Genomic DNA, 17,899 nt, shown 5'->3' with positions numbered 1-17,899 from the left:
ATTTAAACATCAACATGTAAAAAATTGCATCACTTTCTAAAGACATCATTCTGCGTATGAATTTATTTTTTGAAAAGTTTAAACGTCTAGAGTGTAGAATTGCGGCATAAATAAATTTGAGGAAATAAAGCCTTTTGGGCGGGGGAGGTGAATCGATGGTTAGGTATTGGAAGACAATATTCATTTTAATGTTAATACTTATGTGTTTTCAAGGGAATATCTCGGTAAAAGCAAGTTCTAGGACATATGTTAGTGGAATAATAAAACAGGATACAACATGGACTAAGACAGGCTCGCCATATTCTTTAACAGGAGATATTACAATTGAGAGTGGTGTTAGATTAACGGTAGAGCCAGGGATAACGATTGATGGTAATAATAGGAGGATCATAGCTAGAGGGGATTTTGAAGCAGTAGGTAACCCTAGTTCAAGAATAAAATTAAACGAAGTAAATGTCGATCCAGAATTTGGGAGTATCCACCTTGAGAATACCGACATTATTCAAGGTAGTTTATTTAAAAGAAAACCGAATTCTAAATATGGTGTTACAGGTTTAATATTAAAAGATTCAAGGTTATTTAATGTATCAGATCCCTTATTTCTTTGGTATCCGGTAAGAGATCTATATATTGAACGAAATGTTTTTATAAATTCTTGTGGAATAATAAGTGAAGATACGAATGTTGGTAATGTATATATTTTAAATAATGTATTTTACAATTATATAAATTTTGCAGTTCGAAATAATAGTACTTTCAAAAATTCCGAAACAATTGTTTTATATAATTCTTTTTTAAAACCTAAGGATCAATTTAGTTATGCTTTATCTTTACCTAGTGGTTACCTATATGCAAAAATGACAGCTATAAATAACTATTGGGGAACAACAAATGAAACAGTTATAAAAAACATGATATATGATAAGAATATCGACCCCGCGTCTGGTTCTTATATCCAATTCAAACCTTATTTACGGGCACCTGACCAAAATACACCCAATATTAAACTTGATCCTCCTGAAAAGCCTATTGTATATGATGTTACGGATAAAAGTGAGTATATCACTGGCAAGGCTGAAAAGCTTTCTGTTATTCATGTAGTTAACGAAAATAACGATCTCGTTGGAGAAGCAACTGCAGACTCAAATGGGAATTTTAAAATTACTATAAAATCACTTTCTGTTGGTAGTAAATTATATGTTACCGCTACGGATGATTGGTTTAATGAAAGTGAGCCAACGATTGTCACCGTCAAAAAATTTATAGATGTTCCCACTGTCAATCAAATAACGAATAAATCAACTTCCGTGACGGGAAAAACAGGGCCAAAATTAATCGTCACTGTAAAGATTGGAACAAAAGCATATACGGCTAAAGCGGACGCAAAAGGTAATTACAAAGTAACAATTCCAGTGCAAAATACGGGAACAACTATTTCAATCACAGCAAAAGATAGTAAAGGAAATGTCAGTGCTGTAAAAAGTACAAAAGTGATAAGAGTTGCTCCAAATATGCCATCGGTCAATAAAGTAAATAATAAATCAACTTCAGTGACGGGAAAAACAGAGCCAAAAGCCATAGTCACCGTAAAAATAGGAACAAAAACATATACGGCTAAATCAGATGCGAAGGGTAATTACAAAGTAACCATTCCGGTACAAAATACAGGAACATCTATATCAATTACAGCAAAAGACAGTAAAGGAAATATCAGTGCTGTAAGGACTGCAAAAGTAATTCGAGTTGCACCGAATACGCCAACGGTCAATGCCGTAAATACTAAATCAACATCAGTGAAGGGAAAAACAGAACCAAAAGCGGTAGTCACTGTAAAAATTGGAGCAAAAACATATACAGCTAAAGCAGATGGAGTTGGTAGATACAAAGTGACAATTCCGAAGCAACAAGTTGGAACGAAAATATATGTGAATGCAAAAGATAAGAAAGGATCCATTAGTGCGACGAGAATTGTAACAGTATCCAAATAGTATAATTCCTAATGGGATTTACCGCCGATAATTTTGGGGCTGTCTAAAAAGTCCCTAAAATTAACAAGTGAGGAAAACAGGTCGTTTTTCTCCAATAAAAGCACATAATTGATTTTGGCACAATGTTGATGGTAGCGGAAGGTGTGAGACTCCTGCGGGAATACGGGGCAGGGGAGATCCCGCAGGCGCTGTGGCGCCGAGAAGCTCCCCGTACCGCCCGTGGAAAGCGAAACACCTGCAGCGGAAATCAACAGTCAAGGTTAACAGGGGTTTCCATAAATCAATTACCAAGACTCTGGACAGCCCCTTTTTTTAATAAATTTATTTCTTGATGAAAATGACCTATATCAAAAACAAACGGTGTCGGGCACCATGTGATCATTCACATGGTGCCTGACACCGTTCATATTATTGCACTACTTTAACGGTTTTAGTTTTGCTTTGGTTGCCGGCAGCGTCTTTAGCAAAGATTTTTAGTGTGGTTCCCTTCGTTTGTTTTTTTATTTTTATTTGGTACGTTCCTTTATTGTTGGCAGTTCCTTTGGCAAGGTATTTGCTCCCTTTGTAAATATATACGGTCGCACCCTTTTCGGCTGTTCCGGTAACGGTTGTGGTTTTACTAGTAATTTTATTTACCGTAGGAACTAATGGTGCTTTTTTATCAATCGTGAAACTATATGTGTATGTTTTTCCGTATCCATCCTTCACTGTTATCTTGTATTTTCCGTCTTTCGTAAATGTGTTGGAGGATGGCCAAGTAATTTTGCTCCCATTCTTTGTTACAGCCTTCGACTTTAATTTATTATTGGTTATTTTAACGGTAACATTTTTATTTAATACCGCATTATTGCCAACAGATTTTCCTGCACTTGAAACAACGCTAATGACAGGAACAACTGTTACACTGCAAGTTGCAAGTTTCCCATTGGAAGTTTTCGCTGTAATTTTTGTACTGCCAGCTTTTAAAGCGATGACGGTTCCATCGGTATTGACCTTGGCAACAGTACTATTGCTGCTTGCCCAAGTTAATTTTTTATTAGTAGTATTTTCCGGCTGAATGATCGCAGTGAGTTTTTCGGAGGTTCCAGCACCTAAGCGAGTGTTTGTTTTATTCAATTTCACGCTTGTTGCATCAATAGGCTCCACATAGTGTGGATTTGTGTTGAACCAAGCAAATGAATCAGCATTATCATCTGAGTTTGTTTTAATTCGTATCCATGGATATCCACCAACTGATTTTTTAACGAGAAGGGGATAAATGACGTCTGATTCACCCCCTGGGTATAGTTTTACGGCAAATTCATCATAGCCAACATATTCATCATAAAATGAAGCCGCCCCAAGGTTTCTAATTTGCTTTCCATCTGGTGTGAAAAAATTTTGATCCGTATAACTAGAAATGAAGTCGCCAATTTGAAGTAATTCCTCAGGTCCGGAAACATATTTGATATGAAATTTCATTAAAATCCACTCTTCATCATCTTTCGGCTGAGGATTACTCTCGTATTCTCTATGAATAATTCGATTGGCTTCGTCTCCATTATAGATTTCCATCAGCTGCAACTCCATCGTTCTCTTTGGATAAAACGAATAGTACTGATAGGTTATTTTGTGCTTTTTAAACGCGGAGTACGGCGTTTGCCGGTCCCCTGTATTTGCTTGAACAGATAAGCCGATAAGGTTAAACATGATTAAAAAAAACATAAAAACTTTTACAGCATTTTTCAATTGCATTTAGGTTACTCCCTCCTTTTTTAAAAATATATTCAATTTTGCTAGGCGTTATCCGAAGATAAATAATTTTTTAGTAGTTTAATAATTCTTTTTCCCCTTCGAACAACGAACGTTTCCTCTAACAAAATATGTATGGATAAGTCTTTTAGAACATTTTTAAGAGGGAATAAATTACGGTGAACCGTACCACATGTAAGTGAGGTTTTTCAGGTTGGGGGTAATATCAAGCATCATTTTTCTATCGTATGTGACAAATTTTATGGTGACAGGCCTAACTTTTTATGCAATAATATATCTTAATTAAATACTGGTACCTTTAATTCAGTCCAGAGAGGCTGACAAGGACAGCGGAATAATGATCATTGCTTGGGTAGCCTGTGTGGAGGATACCCCATGTTCTTTATGTAAAGAAGCTTCTTGTCGGGATATTGGCAAGAAGCTTTTTTCATTTCCTAGTCGTCTAACGTAATCGAAGTTTTTCTTCGGTACCAGTTTTCTAATCAACTAACTTATTGGGGGAATTGGTATGTCAAAGGTAGATAAAGAATTCTCGTTTCAGGCAGTGCCTCAGGCGAATCGTAATGGATTTTGGAAGATTCTTGCGGTTATGCTCTCACTATGTTTTTTCTCAGCAAGCATGTGGTCTGGAGGAACATTAGGAACAGGATTGTCATTTTCCAGTTTTATCTGGATTGTGTTAGCGGGTAATCTAGTACTCGGGCTTTATACAGGATCATTGGCTCATATTGCAGCAAAAACGGGATTATCCACTCATTTGTTGACTCGCTATGCTTTCGGAGAAAAAGGTTCATATTTATCTTCATTTTTACTAGCTTCAACTCAAGTAGGTTGGTTTGGTGTTGGACTTGCGATGTTTGCAGTCCCAGTTGCAAAAGCGACTGGTGCCAATGTCTATCTATTAATCACAATTTTTGGTTTGTTGATGACGGCATCGGCCATATTCGGGATGAAGACTTTAACCATTTTAGGAATCATTGCTGTGCCGGCAATTGCGATTTTTGGCAGTTATTCGATGTTTGATGCCGCTGAAACAGCTGGGGGATTTAAAGAATTGTTCGCTTATGAACCGACACAGGCAATTAGCGTTGCATTGGCATTAACCATTTGTATCGGCTCTTTTATTAGTGCTGGTACGCTTACGCCCGACTTTGCCCGTTTTGCTAAGACATCACGTTCTGCTGTAACTGCAAATATCATTGCTTTCTTTCTTGGAAATTCGCTCATGTTTTTATTTGGCGCAGTCGGAGCGATGGTTTACAATAAAGCCGATATTTCGGACGTGATGTTTTTACAAGGGTTAATGATTCCAGCCATCATTGTCCTCGGATTAAATATTTGGACAACGAATGATAGTGCGTTATACGCTTCAGGACTTGGATATGCAAATATCACGAAAATAGCAAAAAAGAAAGTTGTCGTCTTTAATGGGATTGTTGGTACAATTGCAGCAATGTGGCTTTACAATAATTTTGTTGGGTTTTTAACCGTTTTAGGCTCCGCGCTACCATCGATTGGAGCAATTATATTAGCAGATTATTTTATTTTAAAACGTGGAAAATACGAACCATTTGAAACAATGACATTTAAAGCAGTTAATTGGGTTGCGATCTTCGCGTGGGTAAGTGGAGTTGCAATTGCAAAATTTGCACCGGGCATCCCTCCAATCAATGCACTATTAGGGTCTGCCATTATTTATGTCGTTGTAATGAAATGTCTTCCTCAGCAACAAACATCTATGAGTAAAATAAATGATAAGGGCGGGGTAATCAGTGATCATTAAAAATGCAAAGCTTAGAGGGAAAGATGGACTTTGGCACTTATTAATAGAAGACGGCAAGTTCAATAAAGTGACGCAAACACTTGGAGATGTTGAAGGAAAAGAAATCATTGATGTTAATGGTTCTCTAGTCCTTCCTCCGTTTATTGAGCCGCATATCCATTTAGATACTACTTTAACAGCTGGTGAGCCAGAGTGGAATATCAGTGGCACCTTGTTTGAAGGGATTCAAAGATGGGCGCAACGAAAAGAAACATTAACGATAGAAGATGTGAAAACAAGGTCTAAGCATGCGTTAAAATGGCAAATTGCTCAAGGGATTCAGCACGTTCGTACACATGTTGATGTAACAGATCCAGAGTTAACAGCATTAAAAGCCATGCTGGAAGTAAAGGAAGAAATGGCTCCTTTTGTAGATATTCAGCTTGTGGCTTTTCCACAAGAAGGCATCCTTTCTTATCCTAATGGGGTCGAATTGCTTGAGGAATCATTGAAGATGGGCGCGGACGTAGTAGGTGGTATTCCTCACTTTGAATTTACGAGAGAGTATGGAGTGGATTCATTAAAAATTGCCTTTGACCTTGCTGAAAAATATGATCGGTTAGTTGACATTCATTGCGATGAAATCGATGATGAACAATCGCGTTTTGTGGAAGTTGTCGCAAAAGAGGCATACGAACGTAGAATAGGTACTCGTACAACAGCGAGCCATACAACGGCAATGGGCTCTTACAATGATGCCTATACGTATAAATTATTCCGCCTATTAAAGCTTTCTTCCATTAACTTTGTATCCAATCCACTTGTGAATATTCATCTACAAGGAAGATTTGATACATATCCAAAACGAAGAGGACTAACAAGGGTAAAAGAATTACAGGAAGCGGGGCTAAACGTTTGCTTTGGCCACGATGACATATTTGACCCATGGTATCCACTAGGAACAGGAAATATGCTTCAAGTATTGCATATGGGTATTCATGCTTCGCAATTAATGGGCTACGAGCAAATCGTCAATTCCATTGATTTAATTACGAAAAATAGTGCCAAAACACTACAAATTGAAGAGAATTACGGAATTGAGGAAGGTAAACCAGCTAATTTCATTGTCTTGTCTGCAGAAAATGAATATGAAGCTATTCGCAAGCAAGCGGTCGCTACGTATTCCTTTAGAAATGGAAAGCTGATTGCTAAAACAAAGCCAAGTGAAGCAACAATCACATTAAACAAAATTGAAGAGAAAGTTAATTTTAATAGATAGTGAGAATTATGCGCAACTTTAATAAAGTTGCGCTTTTTTAGTGATAGTCATACCTTGCGACTAAAGATAATGTTTGTCCTTCCAAGTTTTCCTAATTTTCATATTAAGATGTAAATGTATGGTAATATATACATGGGAAAATACTAATAAAGCAAAAAACAAGGGGTATGTATGAAGGAATTTTATACTAATATAAATAAAAAAGTATATTATATTACAATGTTAGTTCTAATAGCCATTATGATAATGGGGTTATTTATTGGTAATCCTCGTATGGGTGAGCATGGGGCCGGTTTTATCTTGCATGTTGTACTTATTGTCATTCTATCTGTCTGTCTATTGCTTTACCCTAGATATGTAACCCGTGTTTTTAGAATGATCATAATGATAGTAGCGTCCGTTTATTTTTATACGCTTTTCTTTTTATATCCAGATACTGGGTCCACCTTTATCTTTCTATGTTTTATTCCAATAATCTCTATCTTGTTTTTTGATGCCAAGCTTTTTTATTTTTCTTTAGTATTAAATAGTGTATCCATAATGTTTACATTTAGTTATATTGTGCTAGTTAGTCAAGGATATTACTTTATTAAACAGGATTTAATAGGAAATGTTATAAACTTTATAGGGAGTCAAGTGATTATCTATTTTGTATTTTATTTATCGTATGGACGTTTAAAAAAACAGCTACTATATTATGAACAAATAAAACAGACAGAGCGTTTGAAGATAAGTGGCCAACTAGCAGCAGCTGTTGCTCATGAAATACGAAATCCTTTGACAGTTGTAAAAGGATTTTTAGAGCTATACGAAAAAGATACTTCCGTTAGTGATGACATAAAGAGACATTATTCTTTGATGATTGGTGAATTGAATTCAGCTGAGTACGTGATTTCTCAATTGTTGTCTGTTGCAAAACCAAATAAAGATCAAGAAATGGAAACAGTGAATGTAAAGAATGTTCTTCAGAGTGTAACTGATTTACTTCATTCATATGGACTTTTGCATGATAATAATATTGATTTAAATGTGACAGAAGAATGTTTTATCGCCGCTAACACCATAGAATTTAAACAATTATTAATAAATATTATTAAAAACGCAATGGAGGCATCCGAAATTGGTGATTCGGTTAAGATAACAGCTGATATGAAGAACGATTTTGTTGAGATTAAAGTAATCGACTATGGACATGGAATGTCGGAAGCAGAAGTTGGGTCTTTAGGTACTCCTTTTTACTCTTTAAAAAGTAAAGGGACGGGATTAGGTATGATGATTTGCTATAACATTGCAGAAAAATATAAAGGCACCATTGATGTCCAAAGTTCGAAAGGTAAAGGAACTACGGTTACGATTCGCTTTCCATCAAAGAATAATACAATATGGTCAAAAGGTAATAGTTATATTAAGAAATAGGAGTACGAATCCTGCAGTGCCCTTCAAAATAAAATCTTGTTATGATTTTTCAGGGTGAACCGTATCATAAGTAAATGAGGTTTTATATGTGAATATAGGAACCTAAAAAATAGATCCCTTTAGAGCAATGTAATTCATTGACTAATAGGATCTATTTTCTACGATAATAATTAGTATAAATGTATTTGATGTTTATTAATTAAAGTATTGACATCAATAAAAGAGTTTTTTATGCACTCTATATTTTACTGTATACTAACAATATTTAGATTTTCTTCTTGTAAATACTCAATTATTCTCGGTAAGGCATCAATGACAGCTTGAGACTCGTGTAAAATTATTATTGCACCGGAACCATCACTTTTATTAATATAATTAAATATTTTTTCTGCATCACGAGTCATCCAATCTTTTGGATCTATATTCCAAAGTATCATTTTCTCCTGGTAATCATATAGGACCTCTTTTGTCTGTTTATTAAATGCTCCATAAGGTGGTCTAAAAAGGATTACTCTTTCATTCGTAATCTCCTCGATTGCTTTAGTAGACTGTATAAGTTCATCTACTTGTTTTTCATAGGGTAGTTCTGACATTTTTGGATGATTCATAGAATGGCTGCCAATCGAGTATCCATTGGATTGAACATATCGAACAGCGTCAGGATGTTTTTTTACATTCATTCCTATAAAGAAAAAAGTACCACCAACCTTATAGTGCTTTAAAATATCAACAATCTCTTCCGTGTATTTAGATGGTCCATCATCGAATGTAAGGGCTACGTTGCCTGCCGGAAGGCTGAAAGCTACGGAGTCTTCGATTTCTAAATAGGGAAGACCAAGCTGAACAGTATCGTCTTTTACTAATTCAGGTAATTCGGAAACAGGTGCCACAACGGATTCTATAGTATCTAATTGGACTTCTGCAGTTTTAACCTGAGCTTTGGCTATTGTTGTATCATTCATTGTATTCTTATGTAAATAAATGTTATTAAAAAATCCAAAAAGCAGGACCAATATAGCACCAATCAAAGTAGCATATACCCATTTAAACGGAAACGTATATGCTTTTGGAATCACTACTTCATTTTTTTGTTCAATTTTTTCTCCATCAATTGCAGATTGTTCTATAGATAGAAATGGTAGTTTTATTAAGTCGTTCATACTTTGGGTATTTTTAATAGAATCCAAATTGTTTTTGTAACCCACAGAACAGACAAAACCAATCCGTTCACTTTTATCACGGTATGTTTTTGTAATGCTACTTATAAATTGCCCTTTATGGGGGTCCAATGTTGTATGTAAAGATAATCTGTATTTATGATTCCCAGTAAGGTTAGAAATTGTTATTAAATTTTCAGCAGTATCTCTGTCAATTTCCCAAAACAGTTCAACTTCTGTTTCAAAGGATAATTTTATGCGTAAAAATACTTTTTCATTTTCCTTTTCAATAGCTAATAGTTCAATGACTTTTCCTTGGTATACTGACATTGTGCCCTCCCTCCCTAGACATTAAACAAACCACCAGTGGGTTTATTCTGATTCTATTGGATTCGAAGCATTTGTCTTTGTTGAAAAAGTAAAGGACATTCTCTCAGTAAAATCATTGATGGTTTGCATTAATTCTTTCTTATCATTTACAATTTTTTGATATTGTTCAACATATTTATTATTTTCTATTTCTAGGTTTCTAATTTTATCTTCAAGTTTTTGGATTGTTAACATATTTTGATATTGAACATTAGTAGATTCTTCATAAAGCTTATTGTATTTAGCAGTTTCTTTTTCAAGTTGATTTGAGATCTCTTCATATTCCATGTTAGATTTCGCTTGATATTCCTTATAATCTTCAAGGAGCTGATCGTACAACATTTGTTTGCTCGTCAGGCTGTTTTCTAAGTCACGGATTTCTTTATTTTTTTCTTGTAAAAGTTGGTCTTTCTTAATTAGATCATGCTTAAAACGATTAATTGTTTCATTTGCTGAATATAATTGATCTTCAAGCCCAATATTCTTATATGACAATAATTGACGATCCTTAAGCATGTTTTCGATAGAAGCAATAACATCCGATGCTATTTTATCCTGGTTATCTTTTGAGAATAACTGGATATTGCTATTTATAACAGGCTGGTCAGACTCTTCTGCCGCTATCTCCGTTACTGCTCCTTCCTGTACTGGACTATTTTTATCCAGTTGGTTTTGATTAGACAGAACGCCCTTAAACCAACTAATTCTTGTTTTGTCTGTTTCCTTGGTCAAAATATCTCCCCCTAATTATATAAGATTAAAGACCTAATCTAATAAAAATATTAACACAGAAAAAATAGTATTAAATAATAAGAAAGTCCTATTTGGTTTAAATTTGTCGAAAAATGTAAATTGTTGAATAAATATAGATGGTTTTAATGAAAAATACTTCAAATAGTGAGTTTTGGGGTTTTAGAATGGAAGAACAGAAAATATCATTCTCATTAGTCACGGCGAATCGTATCATAAGTAAATGAGGTTTTTTCCAAAAAGCAAACAAGCCTACTCAAGAACAATAGCATCTTGAATAGGCTTTTCTTTAAAGCTACAGGTAATTAAAATATACATCCTTATATATGTGATGTTTATCGAAGCATAATAGAACCGCCATCAACCATAATGGTTTGACCAGTAATATATTTGCTATCTTCTGAAGCTAGGAATACGGCTACTTTTCCGATATCATTTTCAGGGTCACCAAATCGTCCTAAAGGTATAGTTTGTAACACACCATCATACATTTCAGGGAAGTCTTTCGCCCATTGTTGAACACCTTCAGAATTTGCAATTGGTGAAATGATATTAATTGTAATACCAAATTGAGCGTATTCATTTGCAGCTACTCTTGTAATACCACGGATTGCTTCCTTAGCTGCAACATAAGATGTTTGTGTTGGTTGGCCAAGTAGTCCCGCACCAGAAGCAAAATTAATGATATTACCTTTCGTTTCTTTTAAATAAGGCATTGCTGCTTTCATTAAATAGAAAGTGGGATAAAATCCTGTACCAAATGAAAAATCGAAATGTTCTTGTTCTGTTTCTTCAAACATTATTTGTTTAGAAGCATGAGCATTGTTAACTAAAATATCTAATCTACCAAATTTCTCTACTGTCATTTCTACTATTTTATGCAATTCTTGATGTTGCATTAAATTAAAGTTTAAATAAAATGATTCAGGTGAATATTTTTTAAGTTCCGCTTCAGTTTGTTTACCTGATTCTTCATTTAAATCAACGATTACAACCTTTGCTCCCTCTTTTACCATAGCTGTAGCAATACCAGCGCCGATTCCACGAGCAGCTCCTGTAATAATTGCAACTTTATCCTGTAGTTTTTTCATTTATTTTCTCCTCGTATATGAGAGTAAGAGATCTTTAAGGTATACCTGAATTACATGGCTGCTAAGCCGCCATCGACGATGAATTCAGCTCCTGTTGAATAGCTTGACTCATCGGAGGCTAGGTAAACTACTAAGTTTGAAACTTCTTCTGGTTGTGCAACACGTTTTAAAGGAATATGTTTAGAGAATTCTTCTACTGCTGCTTTTGTATCTTCTTGAACAACCATTGGGGTTGCAATCACACCTGGGTGAACAGAGTTTACACGAATTCCGTAATGAGCACATTCAATTGCAGCTGCTTTTGTCATACCACGTACGGCGAATTTTGTATCTGTATAACCGATTGCACCAGCAACAATTCCATTTAAAGATGAAATATTGACGATTGAACCGCCTCCGGCTTTTTGAATAACTGGAATTACAGCCTTCATACCTAAAAATACGGAAACTTGGTTAATGTCTACAATACGGCGATATTCTTCTTCCGTTAGTTCTAATATTGATTTTGCCATAGTAATCCCAGCATTATTAACTAAAACATTTACCGAGCCAAAGGCTTTTTCTGTTTCGGATACGACCGTTGCCCAATCATCAGCACTTGTAACATTGTGTTTGACGAACAAAGCGTTTTCGCCAAGTTCTGCTGCAAGGGCTTTTCCTTTTTCTTCATTTAAATCTGTTAAAACGACTTTTGCGCCTTCTTCGACGAATTTTCGTGCATGTGAAGCCCCCATACCTTGAGCAGCACCAGTGATAATCGCAATTTTTCCGTCTAAACGAGCCATGTTTTATTCCTCCTGTAAATACTATGGTAGTATAATAAAAATAAACTACATATGTAAATTAACAGAAAATACGAGAGTTGTCCAATAAAATGTTTAATGTCATAATAAATACGTCTATTTTTTTAAATATTATAGGGGGATCACCATAACCTATGACAAATAACGAAGACCGCCGATCAGTGAGGACGCAAAAAAAATTAAAGCATGCGTTATTGGAATTATTAAAGGAAAAGGAGTTAAATGAGCTCTCCGTTACGGAGGTAGCGCAATATGCTCAATGTAACCGAGTTACCTTTTATTCGCATTATAAGGATTTACACACTTTATTAGCTGCGATATTCGATGATTATTTAAATGAATTAATTACTTATTTTCGTAAAAGCTATCAAAATTTAGAGCGCTTTTCGTCAGAGAATGAACAACGACATCTGCCTCTTTTTGAATTTATGTATCAAAATCAATTTGTTTTTTCACTCATTATAAAAGGAGAAGTAGTTCCGGGCTCGCAAAATCAATTTTGTGAAAGTCTAGTACAAGTATCTAGTACCGAACTAAGACTGGGTGAGACAACAGAAATTGAAATTCCTGCATTAAATTATTTCCTAACATATGGAAGTCTCGGCTTTTTTATATATTGGATTCAGCAGGATTTCAAAGATTCTCCTGAAGTGATGGCGAAAAAATTATCGTATTTACAAAACAAGATGTTTAAAGAGGCGATTGTTCTTAAAAAATGAAATAAGTGATGTGCGTCGCAATCTTTAATATAGACAATATAAATTCGGAATTAGCCAGTGGGATTAGAACTTACCAGATCTAATTCCAAATAAAACCCAATTTTTGGAGACTCTTAAATAAGAGGCTTAAAATTGGGTTTTGAAATTTCAATATGACTGTTCTATTTTTATTGAATACTTCGAAAAAGGAACGTCTAATAAAAATACGCTTTTGATCTTTGAATGCCTAGATAAACATTTGTTGCATGAATGGCTGTTTTTGCCCTTGTGATGAATCTAAATTTTTTGGTCAATAAGGATTTTCTTATCCAAATGAAGAAAAAGAATGATTGAATTCCTCTACTTGCGCTTTTACTTACTTTAATATTCTCCTTTAATTACAAAATACGAGCCTCGAATGGTTCCAGCTAGTTTAGACTTTTGCCTAGCAAACTTAAACTTCTCTTCTAACTCCTTTGGTACTTCCATCCCATCAGAAAGCTTAAAACCAACAGCCCGCTTCTTAGGGTCATCAACCGTATACATGACGTTTACTGAAAGGCCATCCTCGTAAAAGACATAGGCCATTTTGATATTTTCCACTTGAAAACGAGACGTTTCTAAAGGTTTGGCTGCAAACTCAATATCACGTTCTTCTTTCAAAATTCGGTTCACATAATCAAGGGTCTCTTGGCTTTCGCTAGCTGGTACAACCGTAAATTCATGCTTGTATTTGTTCATAAAGTAACGGGCCTCATTAGCACGTAAACCAGCAAGCGCTTCTACTACTGGTGAAGACTCTAAACCAACCGTAGACACATTTTTAAAATCAACGATATAGGACAATTCCATCTCTCCTTTTATCTCTTTATTTCCTAACAACAGGAATCCACATTTCACCAAATACTAACCCGTTTCGCTGCCCCATCTCAACCGTTGTATTTGGCCCACCAACATAGGCGAAATTCTTGGCTTCTGGTAACACTTGACCAAAGGCAATGCCAGTAAGCTTATTACTCATCTCATCAGCCGTCGTTGCTTCCCCTTTCACAACTAGGTATTCCCCTTTAGGAAACTGGATAACTCTGGATTCTTCTTGTATCGATTCATCTGTCATAACGCCAGCATAATACATCATCTTGTTATTCACCGCTTCGTTTACGGCAAAAATGTAATCATTTGTAGCTATGGCTTGTAAAGTATCAAGCCTTCCATCTTGTTTGATGGCCAACCAGAAGTCTGCCTTTTCCTTGGTGATGCCAGCAAAGTCTGTGTAATCGCTCTCAAGCTCAGTTCCAATACCTAACACGGTAAAGCTGTCTTTTTCTTCTAGAGTATAATCTGCCATATTCAAAACCTTCCTCTTTTTTAAATTTATCAAATGGCTTGTCGTCTGCACTTGATAAGTATATGATAGCCTTAAATCATGTCAAAAAATGATACTGTTTAGGAGCCCCGATGAAAAAAGTTGAACGGATTAATACCATTATGAGGTATATCAATAATCGCTCCCACTTTACAATCTCTGAAATCATGCGAGAATTTAACATCTCTCGTTCGACAGCTATTAGAGATATAAGAGAAATTGAAGCCATGGGGATGCCACTTGTCGCTGAAGTTGGAAGGGATGGGGGCTATTTTGTCATGAACAACTCTGTCCTGCCTACTGTTCGCTTTACCGATAATGAGATTAAAGCTCTTTTTATTGCCTTTATGGCCACGAGAAATCAACAACTTCCTTATCTTAAGAGTCGTCAGTCTTTAGCTGAAAAATTACTAGGCCTCATCTCAGAAAACCAGCAAGATGACCTTGTTCTTTTAAATCAAATCTTGCTCTTTGAAGGGACCAACCCCAATAATCCAGACCTACTTGATCTGTCAGACCTACCCCATCCCATGTTAGAAAAACTCATCCAAATCCTTCTTTTGGATAGCTATTTATTGATTACCATCAAAGTAGAGAAAATAATACTGTCTTATCCAATTTATCTCTTGCACCTTTATCATGAAAAAGGCGTTTGGCTGATTGAAGGTTTTGATTTAAAGGATGAACAGAGGCGGATTTTCCCTGTCGACAATCTCACCAATGTCAAACCATTCCCTACGAAAAAAAGATTAAGCAGGAAAAAGATTTTAGAAAAACTAAGTAAACAGGAAGAATTAATTAACCTTATTCTTGAACTTGGTCCAAAGGCGATTGCCCAGTTTAAAAAATACCATCCTTTAAAAGTTTCAATTTCCTATACAAATCCTTACCAAACCACAGCCATTCTAAAGACTTTTATCAATGTTAATAATCCCGAAGAATTGACCGAAATAACAAATTGGTTACTTTTCCTAGGTGGGGATATCAAGGTCAGGGAAGTGCCAGAAGAAGTCTTAGAAGGCTTGCAAGAGAGATTATGCTTATTTTACCCATAAGCAGTGTCAGTTAAAACCCTAAATCATTATAAGCTTGGCCATTTGCCAGTTAACATTTAATTTCGCTCACCCAGAAAAGATAAAGGTTTCTGAATGCCAGAAATACTTTAAAAGGGGAATAGCATTTTTATCAGTACTGTTCTTTATTGAACTTCTAATACTAGAAGAGCTAAAACGGGAAATTAAGGAGTACATGAATTATTACAACAATCACAGATATCAATGGAATTTAAAAAAGGTGACCTCTGCTCAATAATTTAACAATCTACTATTGACATTTGGTCTATAAGATATAGACTAGGAATATAAGGTCGATATTTTATAGACCAAGGAGTGATAAAATGAAAAGATACAAACTTACAGAAAGCGAAATAAAGTTCACGGAATTAATCTGGAAAAACGAACCAATTGGTTCTGGTGATCTTGTGAAACTATGTGGAAAAGAAATGAATTGGAAAAAGTCTACAACCTATACCGTGCTGAAAAAATTGTGTGAAAAAGGGTTTTTTCAAAATGAAAATTCAGTAGTGTCATCTTTGATTACAAAGGATGAATATTACGCAAATCAAAGCGTACGTTTCGTTGAAGATACCTATGGAGGGTCATTGCCCAAATTTTTAACAGCGTTTATGGGAGGAAAAAAATTAAGTAACCGCCAAGCGGAGGAGCTGAAAAAGCTGATTGATGAGCACAAGGAGCTGTAATCATGAGCGAACTATTTCTGTCTGTTTTAGATATGAGCCTTACAGCAAGCTATGTCATTCTTGTTGTGATATTAATCAGACTATTACTTAAAAAAGCCCCGAAGGTCATCTCTTATGCCTTATGGGGCGTGGTAGCTTTCCGACTTGTTGTTCCATTCACATTTGAAAGTGTATTTAGTCTGTTGCCAAGGAATAGGGAGAGGAATCCAATCCCTCAAGATAGTATACATCAGCAAAGTCCACAGATTAATAGCGGGATAGAAGTGGTCGATTCATTTGTAGGCGGGCCACTTCCGGCACAGACTGCTGGGAATAGCGTGAATCATTTGCAGAATTACTTACAGATCGGTTCATATATTTGGGTTTTATGTATGATAGCATTGCTTATTTATAGTCTTGTATCTGTATTACTCTTGAAGAAACAGCTTAAAAACGCACAATTAATAGAGCAGAATATCTACGAAGCTGAGAATTTGAAAACACCGTTTGTGCTTGGCTTGATACGTCCAAAGATTTATTTGCCCGTTGGACTTCATGCTGAGGAGCGCAGCTACATCCTGCTACACGAACAGACTCACATTAAACGATATGATCATATCATTAAGCTAGTAGCCTTCTTGGTATTGTCCGTTCACTGGTTTAATCCTCTTGTATGGGTAGCATTCATGTTAATGAGTAGGGATATGGAATTTTCCTGTGATGAGCGTGTGCTGAAAAATCTGAATTATGATACTTATATAAAAAAATCTTACGCATCATCATTATTATCACTTGCTACTGATAGACGGATATTGAATGGAAGTCCGCTTGCTTTTGGTGAGGGAAATGTAAAAGGGAGGATTAAAAACGTTTTAAATTATAGAAAACCAAGGTTTTGGGTACTTGCTTTCTCAATTACCATTATGATAGCAGTTGGGATTGGATTGATAGCCAATCCTAAAATTAAGGTGATAGATGATTTAGAACAAATTACTAGCTCAAAGAATATATCATCAGGTGAAGAAGTTTATTTTGAACTACCAGAGAAATCAGCAGCAGATATATTAAGAGACCTAGCAAATCAACAATTTACAATTAAAGGAAATCAGGTTAGTGATGATGATCAAGAAACCGTTGAAGCATTTGGAACAGCTTTTGTGAATTTATATACCGGAGCTATTGCAGAACAAAAAGCAGTATCATTTAAAAATTATATATCTAACGAGAATCTTCTTAAATTTACTAATAAAATGTTAGAGTTAGAACAAAGACAGGAATTAAAGGGAGGAATCGGTGTAATTTTCGGTTTAGAAAATGAATTCAAGGAAGTAGAATTCAAGAGGTTTGATGGAAATCTCTACTACGTAAGTTTACCTTTTTCGAACCGAGGGTCTGGAATGAACTTCAAGATGTTAGTTCAAGCTGAAAACAAGGCATTAAAAATGGTTGATTTGTACTTTGGAAACAAAGATGGTGTAGATACAATAGTAACAGGTCATCCCGCTGATAGAAAACTTCATGGTCCAAAACTATGGGATGACCAAGTATGGGTTGATGGTGTTTTTGAAAAGCTTGAAAAATATGAATCTGAACTGAACTCTTGAGCATGCAGAAATAGGGGCTGACTGATCTTATTAGAGCATCACTCAATGAATTTACAACGAGTGAAGCGTTAGCAAATAGCCATTCTTCTTATCGTATCTAATTCCTGAATACTTATGGCGAGGTCC

Annotated in this window: 15 protein-coding genes and 1 pseudogene; 9 read left to right on the top strand and 7 right to left on the bottom strand. The window is 35.4% G+C overall.

Annotated elements, in window-relative coordinates; all coding sequences use genetic code 11:
* Positions 1 to 155: 155 nt before the first annotated feature.
* Positions 156 to 1,988, top strand: a complete 1,833-nt coding sequence (locus KHA93_RS16240) for an Ig-like domain-containing protein (RefSeq protein ID WP_213111693.1) — start codon at positions 156 to 158, stop codon at positions 1,986 to 1,988.
* A 408-nt stretch (positions 1,989 to 2,396) separates the two neighbouring features.
* On the opposite strand, the gene KHA93_RS23315 is transcribed toward KHA93_RS16240, so the two are convergent.
* Complete coding sequence (locus tag KHA93_RS23315) at positions 2,397 to 3,722, bottom strand: Ig-like domain-containing protein (RefSeq protein ID WP_233711193.1); 1,326 nt, start codon at positions 3,720 to 3,722, stop codon at positions 2,397 to 2,399.
* A gap of 526 nt (positions 3,723 to 4,248) precedes the next feature.
* On the opposite strand from KHA93_RS23315, the gene codB reads away from it, so the two are divergent.
* The 3 genes from codB (at position 4,249) to KHA93_RS16220 (ending at position 8,197) form a co-directional block, all read left to right on the top strand.
* Positions 4,249 to 5,523 (top strand): cytosine permease, encoded by a 1,275-nt coding sequence (gene codB, locus KHA93_RS16230; protein ID WP_213111692.1) that lies wholly within the window; start codon positions 4,249 to 4,251, stop codon positions 5,521 to 5,523.
* Positions 5,513 to 6,781, top strand: a complete 1,269-nt coding sequence (locus KHA93_RS16225; RefSeq protein WP_213111691.1) for a cytosine deaminase — start codon at positions 5,513 to 5,515, stop codon at positions 6,779 to 6,781. Before codB ends, KHA93_RS16225 begins: the two co-directional genes overlap by 11 nt.
* A gap of 171 nt (positions 6,782 to 6,952) precedes the next feature.
* Positions 6,953 to 8,197 carry a sensor histidine kinase gene (locus KHA93_RS16220; RefSeq protein WP_213111690.1) on the top strand — a complete coding sequence of 415 codons (1,245 nt, stop codon included), beginning with the start codon at positions 6,953 to 6,955 and terminating at the stop codon, positions 8,195 to 8,197.
* Positions 8,198 to 8,442: 245 nt separating this feature from the next.
* Here the strand turns inward: KHA93_RS16220 and KHA93_RS16215 are convergent, their stop codons facing one another.
* The 4 genes from KHA93_RS16215 to KHA93_RS16200 form a co-directional block, all read right to left on the bottom strand.
* Complete coding sequence (locus KHA93_RS16215; RefSeq protein ID WP_213111689.1) at positions 8,443 to 9,684, bottom strand: polysaccharide deacetylase family protein; 1,242 nt, start codon at positions 9,682 to 9,684, stop codon at positions 8,443 to 8,445.
* Between the two features lie 42 nt (positions 9,685 to 9,726).
* Entirely contained in the window at positions 9,727 to 10,455 is a 729-nt protein-coding gene (locus KHA93_RS16210; protein ID WP_213111688.1) for a hypothetical protein, read from the bottom strand.
* 353 nt (positions 10,456 to 10,808) lie between these two features.
* Complete coding sequence (locus KHA93_RS16205) at positions 10,809 to 11,564, bottom strand: SDR family NAD(P)-dependent oxidoreductase (protein ID WP_213111687.1); 756 nt, start codon at positions 11,562 to 11,564, stop codon at positions 10,809 to 10,811.
* Positions 11,565 to 11,614: 50 nt separating this feature from the next.
* Entirely contained in the window at positions 11,615 to 12,349 is a 735-nt protein-coding gene (locus KHA93_RS16200) for a glucose 1-dehydrogenase (protein WP_213111686.1), read from the bottom strand.
* A 152-nt stretch (positions 12,350 to 12,501) separates the two neighbouring features.
* Here KHA93_RS16200 and KHA93_RS16195 point away from each other — a divergent pair, with 152 nt between their 5' ends.
* On the top strand, positions 12,502 to 13,086 hold the full coding sequence (locus KHA93_RS16195) for a TetR/AcrR family transcriptional regulator (RefSeq protein ID WP_213111685.1): 585 nt from the start codon (positions 12,502 to 12,504) through the stop codon (positions 13,084 to 13,086).
* 360 nt (positions 13,087 to 13,446) lie between these two features.
* Here KHA93_RS16195 and KHA93_RS16190 read toward each other — a convergent pair whose 3' ends face one another.
* Both KHA93_RS16190 and KHA93_RS16185 read right to left on the bottom strand, forming a co-directional pair.
* Positions 13,447 to 13,911, bottom strand: a complete 465-nt coding sequence (locus tag KHA93_RS16190) for a DUF8821 family protein (protein WP_213111684.1) — start codon at positions 13,909 to 13,911, stop codon at positions 13,447 to 13,449.
* Between the two features lie 22 nt (positions 13,912 to 13,933).
* The gene (locus KHA93_RS16185; protein WP_213111683.1) at positions 13,934 to 14,413 is read right to left on the bottom strand and encodes a GyrI-like domain-containing protein; all 480 of its coding nucleotides are present in this window, start codon (positions 14,411 to 14,413) and stop codon (positions 13,934 to 13,936) included.
* 110 nt (positions 14,414 to 14,523) lie between these two features.
* Between KHA93_RS16185 and KHA93_RS16180 the strand changes: the two genes are divergently transcribed.
* From KHA93_RS16180 to KHA93_RS16165, 4 genes and pseudogenes are all read left to right on the top strand, one after another.
* Positions 14,524 to 15,486 carry a helix-turn-helix transcriptional regulator gene (locus KHA93_RS16180; protein ID WP_213111682.1) on the top strand — a complete coding sequence of 321 codons (963 nt, stop codon included), beginning with the start codon at positions 14,524 to 14,526 and terminating at the stop codon, positions 15,484 to 15,486.
* A 154-nt stretch (positions 15,487 to 15,640) separates the two neighbouring features.
* Positions 15,641 to 15,742, top strand: a pseudogene (locus KHA93_RS23875) (IS3 family transposase); the annotation flags it as partial.
* An 85-nt stretch (positions 15,743 to 15,827) separates the two neighbouring features.
* The gene (locus KHA93_RS16170; RefSeq protein ID WP_213111680.1) at positions 15,828 to 16,190 is read left to right on the top strand and encodes a BlaI/MecI/CopY family transcriptional regulator; all 363 of its coding nucleotides are present in this window, start codon (positions 15,828 to 15,830) and stop codon (positions 16,188 to 16,190) included.
* 2 nt (positions 16,191 to 16,192) lie between these two features.
* Positions 16,193 to 17,773 (top strand): M56 family metallopeptidase, encoded by a 1,581-nt coding sequence (locus KHA93_RS16165; protein ID WP_213111679.1) that lies wholly within the window; start codon positions 16,193 to 16,195, stop codon positions 17,771 to 17,773.
* Positions 17,774 to 17,899: the final 126 nt, after the last annotated feature.

This window comes from Lederbergia citrisecunda (assembly GCF_018343695.1).
In the GTDB taxonomy this organism is placed as follows: Bacteria; Bacillota; Bacilli; order Bacillales; family Bacillaceae_C; genus Lederbergia; species Lederbergia citrisecunda.
The sequence above is the reverse complement of the archived record's forward strand: the minus strand, read 5'-3'. Positions and strand labels throughout refer to the sequence as shown.

Bases quoted from the DNA above. Each gene is read 5' to 3' on its own strand.
- KHA93_RS16180 (WP_213111682.1), top strand. From the start codon at position 14,524: ATGAAAAAAGTTGAACGGATTAATACCATTATGAGGTATATCAATAAT.
- KHA93_RS23315 (WP_233711193.1), bottom strand. From the start codon at position 3,722: ATGCAATTGAAAAATGCTGTAAAAGTTTTTATGTTTTTTTTAATCATG.
- KHA93_RS16195 (WP_213111685.1), top strand. From the start codon at position 12,502: ATGACAAATAACGAAGACCGCCGATCAGTGAGGACGCAAAAAAAATTA.
- KHA93_RS16165 (WP_213111679.1), top strand. From the start codon at position 16,193: ATGAGCGAACTATTTCTGTCTGTTTTAGATATGAGCCTTACAGCAAGC.
- KHA93_RS16185 (WP_213111683.1), bottom strand. From the start codon at position 14,413: ATGGCAGATTATACTCTAGAAGAAAAAGACAGCTTTACCGTGTTAGGT.
- KHA93_RS16170 (WP_213111680.1), top strand. From the start codon at position 15,828: ATGAAAAGATACAAACTTACAGAAAGCGAAATAAAGTTCACGGAATTA.
- KHA93_RS16220 (WP_213111690.1), top strand. From the start codon at position 6,953: ATGAAGGAATTTTATACTAATATAAATAAAAAAGTATATTATATTACA.
- KHA93_RS16215 (WP_213111689.1), bottom strand. From the start codon at position 9,684: ATGTCAGTATACCAAGGAAAAGTCATTGAACTATTAGCTATTGAAAAG.
- KHA93_RS16205 (WP_213111687.1), bottom strand. From the start codon at position 11,564: ATGAAAAAACTACAGGATAAAGTTGCAATTATTACAGGAGCTGCTCGT.
- codB (WP_213111692.1), top strand. From the start codon at position 4,249: ATGTCAAAGGTAGATAAAGAATTCTCGTTTCAGGCAGTGCCTCAGGCG.
- KHA93_RS16200 (WP_213111686.1), bottom strand. From the start codon at position 12,349: ATGGCTCGTTTAGACGGAAAAATTGCGATTATCACTGGTGCTGCTCAA.
- KHA93_RS16240 (WP_213111693.1), top strand. From the start codon at position 156: ATGGTTAGGTATTGGAAGACAATATTCATTTTAATGTTAATACTTATG.